Below are 1,751 nucleotides of genomic sequence, written 5' to 3' on the forward strand. Positions count from 1 at the left end.
GCTGGCACCCTGATTTTGAGCCTGGCTTCTGGTTTGCTCTTCAGCCGCTGGACGCAGATCAAAGCCAGTACCGGTCTGCTGTCCATGACTGCAGGAGGGGCCGCCGGAATTACCGCCATTGCCCTGGAATTCGAGGCCGATGTAGGACTGGTGGCGATCATGCAATACCTGCGCGTCATTCTGGTCATGATCAGTCTGCCTCTGGTGGTTCTTTTCGTTTTTCATGATCACAGCGCAAATACGGCGACTTTGGCGGACGCGCATTTACCCGCATCCTGGGCAGGAAGCCTCCTGTTGCTGCTGCCGGGAGCCCCTTTCGGTATCTGGTTGGCGCGAAAAATCCATATCACTGCGCCCTATTTGTTGGGGCCTTTGCTGCTCACCATCCTGCTGACTTTGCTTCACGTCCATCCGACCCGGGCGCTTCCTGGTCCGCTTCTGGAAACTGCCTATTTGCTGATTGGCTGGCAGGCCGGGCTGCAATTGTCCATAAGCCGCCTTCGTCTGCACTTACGCCTGATCCCCCGTGCTTTGCTCATTATTCTCGTCCTGAACCTGTGCTGCGCCCTGCTCGGTGTTCTCCTCGCGCATCTGGTCGGCGTCAGTGATCTGGATGGTTATCTGGCGACCGCACCCGGTGCCCTATATGCAGCAGTTGCCGTCAGCATGGCAGCTCACGGTAATGTCCTTTTTGTCCTCGGTGCCCACCTCATTCGCTTGTTGATGATGCTGCTGATCATGCCGCCGCTGGTGCGCAAATTACTGGACCCTGCGCGCAACACCTGACCCTGTTTTTCAGGCCCTTCCCAAGCATCCGACCGGACGGTATCTTGTGTTAGACTAGGGATGACAAACAGAAATGATTTAAAAGGAGCAATCATGGCGCGTACACGCATTACTCCACTTCGTCTGGACGGTGAGAATGCTGAACAAAAACGGGAAGAAATTCGCAGGGTTTTCCATGAAACCTTCTCTTTGTATGAATCCTTGTTTGATCACTTGCAGGACTCTGCTGCCTGGGTGGAAAAAGCCATTCCTCTGCGGCATCCCCTGATATTTTACTTCGGGCATACCGCTACTTTTTATGTGAACAAATTGCAATTTGCGGGACTGATTGAAGCCCGTCTCGACCCGCATCTGGAATCCGTATTTGCCGTCGGCGTTGATGAAATGTCCTGGGATGATCTGGACGAAACCCATTATGACTGGCCTACCCCTGAAGCCGTCCGCCTTTATCGCCAGGAGGTACGGAATATGGTGGATAGACTCATTTCGGAGTTACCCCTGACTCTCCCCATTACCTGGGATTCACCCTGGTGGGTCATCCTGATGGGCATCGAACACGAAAACATTCATCTGGAAACCAGCTCGGTCCTGATGCGCCAGTTGCCACTTTCCCGGGTCAGCCCGGTAGCCGCCTTTGCACCCTGGGATCAGGCCGGTACGGCCCCACAAAATGCTCTGCTGCCCGTACCCGGTGGTCTGGTCAAGCTGGGCAAGACAAAAGATGACCGCCAATATGGCTGGGACAACGAGTATGGGAACCGTCAACATGAACTGCAGCCTTTTGCCGCCGCCAGATTTCTGGTCAGTAACCAGGAATTTCTTGCCTTTGTCGAAGACGGTGGTTACCACAATCCCGACTGGTGGGATGAAGAGGGTGATGGCTGGCGGCGCTTCAGTCGCGCTGAACATCCGCCATTTTGGGTGCCCGATGCTGAAGGATGGCGCTTGCGTCTGATTGCCGAAGA

At 54.9% G+C, this 1,751-nt stretch carries 2 protein-coding genes; both read left to right on the forward strand.

Annotated elements, in window-relative coordinates; all coding sequences use genetic code 11:
* Window positions 1-786, forward strand: a 786-nt coding sequence (locus tag AC2VLY_RS05615) for an AbrB family transcriptional regulator (protein ID WP_486921911.1), incomplete at its 5' end; no start/stop codon positions are given.
* A gap of 93 nt (window positions 787-879) precedes the next feature.
* A partial coding sequence (gene ovoA, locus AC2VLY_RS05620) for a 5-histidylcysteine sulfoxide synthase (protein ID WP_486921912.1) occupies window positions 880-1,751 on the forward strand: 872 nt, incomplete at its 3' end.

Source organism: Acidithiobacillus sp. TH-A36, assembly GCF_057473445.1.